This is a genomic window from Parabacteroides sp. 20_3 (assembly GCF_964238835.1).
Classification (GTDB): domain Bacteria; phylum Bacteroidota; class Bacteroidia; order Bacteroidales; family Tannerellaceae; genus Parabacteroides; species Parabacteroides distasonis.
Window position 1 is genome coordinate 1 of sequence record NZ_CAXSNO010000025.1, and the last position, 922, is coordinate 922.

Below are 922 nucleotides of genomic sequence, written 5' to 3' on the forward strand. Positions count from 1 at the left end.
TGTATCGCAAACAGCTAGTGATCATCGTTTACTGCGTGGACTACCAGGGTATCTAATCCTGTTTGATCCCCACGCTTTCGTGCATCAGCGTCAGTCATGGCTTGGCAGGCTGCCTTCGCAATCGGGGTTCTGCGTGATATCTAAGCATTTCACCGCTACACCACGCATTCCGCCTGCCTCAAACATACTCAAGCCCCCCAGTTTCAACGGCAATTCTATGGTTGAGCCACAGACTTTCACCGCTGACTTAAAAGGCCGCCTACGCACCCTTTAAACCCAATAAATCCGGATAACGCTCGGATCCTCCGTATTACCGCGGCTGCTGGCACGGAGTTAGCCGATCCTTATTCATAAGGTACATACAAAACGGGACACGTCCCGCACTTTATTCCCTTATAAAAGAGGTTTACGATCCATAGAACCTTCATCCCTCACGCGACTTGGCTGGTTCAGGCTTACGCCCATTGACCAATATTCCTCACTGCTGCCTCCCGTAGGAGTTTGGTCCGTGTCTCAGTACCAATGTGGGGGACCTTCCTCTCAGAACCCCTATCCATCGTCGGTTTGGTGGGCCGTTACCCCGCCAACTGCCTAATGGAACGCATGCCTATCTATCAGCGATGAATCTTTAGCAAATATCCCCATGCGGGGCCCCTGCTTCATGCGGTATTAGTCCGACTTTCGCCGGGTTATCCCCCTCTGATAGGTAAGTTGCATACGCGTTACTCACCCGTGCGCCGGTCGCCACCCGGTATTGCTACCTGTGCTGCCCCTCGACTTGCATGTGTTAAGCCTGTCGCTAGCGTTCATCCTGAGCCAGGATCAAACTCTTCGTTGTTTAAATTGTTTTATTATCCTCGCTCCGGAATCCGTTATTGTAGTCCAAAGTCATACTTCTTTGACGGTATCAATCCGGAAAATT

General features: G+C 51.1%; 1 rRNA gene. It reads right to left on the minus strand.

Annotation, left to right across the window (positions count from 1 at the left end):
* Positions 1-838: ribosomal RNA gene (locus tag ACESPU_RS21680) — 16S ribosomal RNA — on the minus strand; the annotation flags it as partial.
* Positions 839-922: the final 84 nt, after the last annotated feature.